We start from the raw sequence: 5,918 nt of genomic DNA, 5'->3' as shown, positions 1-5,918 counted from the left end.
TCGGTGAGCAGTTCGGCCAGTTTCCGGTCCAGGTCGGGGGCGAGTCCGGTGCCCGTGAGCGACCAGGGCCCGTCGCCCGTGCAGGCGCTGAGCTGGACGACCAGGGCGTCCGGGTCGGTGCGCTGCACGATCAGCCGCCCGTCGTGCGGCAGCGCCCGGTTGACCACGGCGTCCGCCGCGAAGTCCGCGGCGGTGGAGTCGGTGAGCACGCCCGCGATCACCAACCGGTTCCGGGGTGTCGAGGCGAACGCGCGGTGGGCGAGGTGGAGCCTGCCGTCCGGTGCCGCCTCCCGGGCCGCCGCCTGCGGCGCGGTGCGCGGGGACGCGGACCGTGTCTGCGTCCGCCCCCGCCACAGCCCGTACAACTCGCGTGGCAGCCTTGTCGCCCCGCGCCGGGGCGACCGCGCCGCCGAGACCAGCGCCCGCCCCACCCGCAGCGAGGTCGAGTCCTCCAGCATGGCCACGCGCGCCTCGAGCACGCCGACCCGTTCCCGGGCGCCGTGCAGCGCGGCCGCCAGCTGTTCCTTCTCCCGTACGGCGGCGGCGAGGCGCTCGGCGAGCCCGTCCTGGTGGGCGGGGCCTCGGTCGTGTTCCGCCTCCTCGACCGTGCGTTCCAGGTCCAGCACCCGGGCCCGCAGCGACCGTGAGACCAGATCGGCGAGGACGTACTCGTCGGCGATCCGCAGCGCGGTGGCGAAGCCCTCCGCCGGGACGGGACGGCCGAACCAGTCGTGGGGCGGCAGGAGTTCGTCGGTGCGGGCGAACACCGCACCCGCGTGCAGGTGCACGTAGTCCAGCGGCGCGGCGCGCAGCACCTGGCAGTGGTGGGCCACCAGGGCGTCGAGGAGCCGGTGGTAGGGCAGTTCGGGCCCTCGGTGGCCGAAGGCGATCAGGCCACGGCCGCCGGGCCGCATGCGCTGCAGTACGGCGAGACAGTCGGCCTCGGTGCCGTGCAGCTCGGGATCGGGGCCGTAGGAGAGAATGACCAACTCGCCTTCGCCCACGGTGCGTTCGCCGTGGTGCAGGGCGACGCCGTCGGGGAGGTGGAGGTAGGGCTCGAGGTTGAGCCCGCCGTCGGTGGCGTCCACGACGGTGGTGACGCCGTCGAGGTGGGGGTGGAGCAGATCGGTCAGGCGCATCAGCGGGTCCTCGTGAAGACGTGGAAGCCGACCTCGTTCTCGCGGAAGCCGTACGGGGTGAACAGTGTGTGCCGCAGGCCCAGGCGTTCCAGCTCGTCGGCGTACTCGGCGGTCGGACGGTGCAGGATGTAGTCGCCGCGCGGTCTGCGTGTCCCGGTGTCCTCGTCGGTGAGGATCAGCCGTCCGGTGATCCGCACCAGGGAGGCGAGGTTGCGCAGGCCTGCCGCCCACTCCTGGTCGTCGAGGACGTGGAAGAGGACGTCGACGCAGAGCACGACGTCGTACGGCCAGGGGCTTCGCCACTCGTCCAGGGCGGCGACGGAGTAGCGCGGACCGCCGCCCTCGGCGCGGGCGTGCGCAACGGCCTCCTCGCTCGCGTCGAAGGCGTCGACGCGGTGGCCGCACCGGGCCAGGGCGCGGGCGAAGTGTCCCTTGCCGCAGCCCGCGTCGAGCACGAACAGCGGGGCCGACTCGTCGGCCAGGTCGCCGATCAGGGGGAGCAGCGTGCCGAGCCGCAGCGCGTAGAAGATCTCGTTGCCGGCGCGGTCCAGGCCGATGTGCCCGCCGGATGCGAGGTCGTCGTGTTCGCGGTGGCGGGTGTCCCAGTAGGTGCGCGGGCGTTCAGGCATGGTGGTCCAGCCAGCGGGTGACGAGGGCGGCGATCCGGGCACCGGCCCTGCCGTCCCAGAGTGGCGGGCCCTCTTCGGGTGCCGGCTGCCCGCCGTCCAGCACCTTGCGCAGGGCAGGCACCAGTTCGCGGTGTCCGACGAGCCGGTTGGTGCCGTGGGTGACGGTGACCGGACGCTCCGTCGTGGTGCGCAGGGTCAGGCAGGGCACGCCCAGGACGGTGGTCTCCTCCTGTACGCCGCCCGAGTCGGTGATCACGGCGGCGGCTCCGCGCACCAGGCTCATGAACTCGACGTAGCCGAGCGGTTCGAGGATGTGGACGCCCGGTGCGCCGTCGAGGCCCGCGGCGCCGAGTGCCGCCCGGCCGCGCGGGTGCAGTGGCACGGCGAGGTCGGTGAGGCGGGCCGCCTCGGTCAGGGCGCGTGCGGCCGCCTTGGCCGCCTCGGGGTCGTCGACGTTGGCGGGGCGGTGCAGGGTGACCACGCCGTAGGTCTCGGGCAGCCCGTGCGCGGCGCGGGCGGCGGCCGGGTCGAAGTGGTCCAGATGGGTGAGCAGGGTGTCGATCATGGGGTTGCCGACGAGATGGACGCGGCCGGGGTCGGTGCCCTCCCGGGCGAGATGGCCGACCGCCTCGGGGCTGGTGACGAACAGCAGCTCGGCCAGCTGGTCGACCAGACGCCGGTTGATCTCCTCCGGCATCGTCATGTCGAAGCTGCGCAGGCCGGCCTCCACATGGGCGACGGGTATCCCCAGCTTGGCGGCGACGAGGGCGGCGGCGAGCGTCGAGTTGACGTCTCCGTACACCATCACGAGGGCGGGATCCCGCGCGGACAGCTCGCCCTCCAGGGCGATGAGCAGGTCGGCCGTCTGCCGGGCGTGGCTGCCGGAGCCGACGCCGAGATCGGTGTCCGGCTCGGGCAGGCCGAGCTGCCGGAAGAACACGTCCGACATCCGTTCGTCGTAGTGCTGACCGGTGTGCACAAGGACCTGGTCGCAGCCCGCCGTGCACAGCGCGGCGACGACCGGCGCGGCCTTGACGAAGTTCGGTCGGGTGCCGACGACGTGGAGTACGCGGCCGTTCATATCGTACGTTCTCCGCTCTTTCCGCATAACGTAGCGGCATGTCGTGTCATATCCCCCGTGCGCTCAGTCTGGCCGCATCCGTGGCGTGGGGCGAACTGCGCCACGACCCCGTCCGGGCGGCGCTGCTCGGGGTACGGCTGCTGCCGCCGCCCGTGCGGCGCCGGGTACGGCCGCTCGAACGGCGGCTCGCGTCCCGCGCCCGGACGGCCGGGCCGACCGCTGCTCCATCCGGGGGACGGGTGCCCGCCCCACCCGCCCGTACGGTCCGGCCTGTGCCGGGACGGGTGCTTCATCTGGTGACCAACGGGCTGCCGTTCAAGCACGCCGGCTACACCGTGCGCACCCAGAAGATCGCCGAGGCGCAGCGGGCGGCCGGACTCGACCCGCACGTCGTGACGCGCATCGGCTTCCCGGTGGCGCAGGGGGTGCTGGACGCCGGCCCGCTGCAGACGGTGGGCGGCGTACCGCAGCACCGGCTGCTGCCGCCATGGCTGCCGTACGGGCAGGCCGCGGTGCTGGCCCGCAACGCCGAGCTGGCGGGCCGGCTGGTGGAGCGACTGAGGCCCGCCGTGCTGCACGCGGCCACCGACCACGGCAACGGGCGGGTGGCGCTGGCCCTGCGCGAGGCCTACGGGCTGCCGGTGGTCTACGAGGTGCGCGGCTTCCTGGAGGACACCTGGCTGACGCAGGCCCCGGGGCGGACCTGCGACGACCCGACGTACCGGGCCCGGCGCGACCTGGAGACGCACTGCATGCGCGAGGCGGACGTGGTGCTGACGCTGGGCGCGGCGATGAAGGCGGAGATCGTGGCGCGCGGGGTGCCCGAGGAGCGGGTCCTGATCGTGCCGAACGCGGTGGACGAGGAGTTCCTGGCCCCGCTGCCGGACGGGGCACCGCTGCGGGCCCGGCTCGGTATCGCGCCGGACGACCTCGTCGTCGGCACGGTCAGCAGTCTTACTCCACACGAGGGAATCGGCACATTGCTCCATGCGGGTGCCGAGCTGAGGCGTCGCGGGGTGCCGCTGCGGCTGCTGATCGTGGGTGACGGGCCGGAGCGCGAGGCACTGCAGCGGCTGGCCGGCCGGCTCGGTCTTGCCGACGGGACGGCCCTGTTCACCGGTCGGGTGCCGCATGCCCGAGTACGGGATTTCCATGCGGTGCTGGACGTGTTCGCGGTGCCGCGCACCGATGAGCGCGTCTGCCGGCTGGTGACCCCGCTCAAACCGGTCGAGGCGATGGCGAGCGGTCTGCCGGTGGCTGCCAGTGATCTCCCGGCACTCAGAGAGCTTGTCAAGCCAGGAGTGACCGGACAGCTCACCCCAAGCAGATCACCACAGACTTGGGCAGAGGCAATCGAATTCCTCCTTTACAGTGAAAAACGGTCCGAATGGGGAGCGGCCGCACGCGAGATCGTCGCGCGCGACCGCACCTGGACGCGGGTCGCCTCGACGACCCGCGAGGCGTACCGCGCCCTCGGCTGCCTCTGAGGCGCGAGCCCGGACCGCCCACAACCTCAGATCCGTGCCCACCACGGGGCGAGGAGAATCCCTATGCAGGCCGACCAGACCGAACCGCTCGGGGACGAGAGCGAACCGCTCGGGGAAGTTCCACAGGCCGGCACCGTCGAACTCGCGGTGATCGGACTCGGCTACGTCGGACTGCCGCTCGCGCGGGAGGCGGCGACGGTCGGCCTGAGAGTCGTGGGGCTCGACCGGGATCCCCGCGTGGTGGCGGGGCTCAACGCCGGACGCTCCCACATCGACGACGTGTCCGACGACGACGTCCGCCGGATGCTGGCGGCCGGCTTCACCGCGTCCACCGACGACGGCTGTCTCGCCCGCGCCCAGACCGTGGTGATCTGCGTGCCGACCCCGCTCAACGGGGACGGCGGGCCCGATCTGAGCGCGGTCACGGCCGCCGTCCACGCGGTGGCGGGCCGGCTGCGGCCCGGACAGCTCGTCGTACTGGAGTCCACCACCTATCCGGGCACCACCGAAGAGGTCGTACGACCGCTGCTGGAGCGGGTCTCCGGGCTGCGGGCCGGAGAGGACTTCGCCCTCGCCTTCTCACCGGAGCGCATCGACCCCGGCAACACCGGGCACGGGCTGCGCGACACACCCAAGGTGGTCGGCGGCTGCACCCCGTCGTGCGCGGCGCGCGCGGCCGCCTTCTACGGCAAGCTCGTCGACACGGTCGTCCAGGCCAAGGGCACCCGCGAGGCCGAGATGGCCAAGCTGCTGGAGAACACCTACCGGCACGTGAACATCGCCCTCGTCAACGAACTCGCCGTCATCAGTCATGAGCTGGGCGTCGACCTGTGGGACGCGATCCGCTGCGCGAGCACCAAGCCGTTCGGCTTCCAGGCGTTCCGGCCGGGCGCCGGAGTCGGCGGGCACTGCATTCCCATCGACCCCAACTACCTGTCGTACAAGGTGCGTTCCTCGCTCGGCTACGAGTTCCGGTTCGTCGAACTCGCCCAGGAGATCAACCGGCGGATGCCGGAGTACGTCGTACGCCGCGCCCAGGACCTCCTGAACACCGCAGGCCGGCCCCTGCACGGCTCCCGCGTGCTGCTGCTCGGGGTCACCTACAAGCCCGACGTCGCCGACCAGCGGGAGACCCCGGCCGTGCCGGTGGCCCGGCTGTTGCGGCAGCGGGAGGCCGAGGTCTCGTTCCACGACCCCCATGTCCGCGAGTGGAGCGTCGACGACGTGCCCGTCCCCCGCGTCGACGACCTGATGGCCGCCCTGGCCGACCACGACCTGACGATCCTGCTCCAGGACCACTCCTCCTACGACCTGCCCGCCCTCTCCGACGCGGCCCGCCTGCTGTTCGACACCCGGGGGCGGATATTCCGGCCCGGGGTCGAGGTGCTGTAGCGGTCCTGTTCGAGGCGGAGCCGAAAGGTGCTGCTCTGATGCGGATACTCGTGGTCACCGTCGTCCACCATCCCGAGGATGCGCGGATACTGCACCGGGAGATCGCCGCCCTGACGGAGCGCGGCCACCGGGTCGTGTACGCCGCGCCGTTCACCGCCCGCGGGGTGGAACCACGCCCGGACGTCGAGGG

General features: G+C 72.7%; 5 protein-coding genes. 2 read left to right on the top strand and 3 right to left on the bottom strand.

The features are described from left to right. The 3 genes from ACTWQJ_RS45105 to wecB form a co-directional block, all read right to left on the bottom strand. Nucleotides 1-1,139: hypothetical protein (locus ACTWQJ_RS45105; protein ID WP_443312188.1), on the bottom strand; the 1,139-nt coding region annotated here is incomplete at its 3' end. Next, the gene (locus ACTWQJ_RS45100; protein ID WP_443312187.1) at nucleotides 1,139-1,768 is read right to left on the bottom strand and encodes a class I SAM-dependent methyltransferase; all 630 of its coding nucleotides are present in this window, start codon (nucleotides 1,766-1,768) and stop codon (nucleotides 1,139-1,141) included. The genes ACTWQJ_RS45100 and ACTWQJ_RS45105, both read right to left, overlap by 1 nt. Beyond that, nucleotides 1,761-2,849, bottom strand: a complete 1,089-nt coding sequence (wecB, locus tag ACTWQJ_RS45095; RefSeq protein WP_443312186.1) for a non-hydrolyzing UDP-N-acetylglucosamine 2-epimerase — start codon at nucleotides 2,847-2,849, stop codon at nucleotides 1,761-1,763. The genes ACTWQJ_RS45100 and wecB overlap by 8 nt, the downstream gene beginning before the upstream one ends. A gap of 38 nt (nucleotides 2,850-2,887) precedes the next feature. Here wecB and ACTWQJ_RS45090 point away from each other — a divergent pair, with 38 nt between their 5' ends. Further along, the gene (locus ACTWQJ_RS45090; protein ID WP_443312185.1) at nucleotides 2,888-4,336 is read left to right on the top strand and encodes a glycosyltransferase family 4 protein; all 1,449 of its coding nucleotides are present in this window, start codon (nucleotides 2,888-2,890) and stop codon (nucleotides 4,334-4,336) included. Between the two features lie 63 nt (nucleotides 4,337-4,399). Then, nucleotides 4,400-5,728 carry a nucleotide sugar dehydrogenase gene (locus tag ACTWQJ_RS45085; RefSeq protein WP_443312184.1) on the top strand — a complete coding sequence of 443 codons (1,329 nt, stop codon included), beginning with the start codon at nucleotides 4,400-4,402 and terminating at the stop codon, nucleotides 5,726-5,728. The last annotated feature ends 190 nt before the right edge of the window (nucleotides 5,729-5,918 follow it).

The sequence above is a fragment of the Streptomyces sp. KR55 genome (genome assembly GCF_052245645.1).
Taxonomy (GTDB): domain Bacteria; phylum Actinomycetota; class Actinomycetes; order Streptomycetales; family Streptomycetaceae; genus Streptomyces; species Streptomyces flavusporus.
This window is presented reverse-complemented; position numbering and strand designations above follow the sequence as displayed.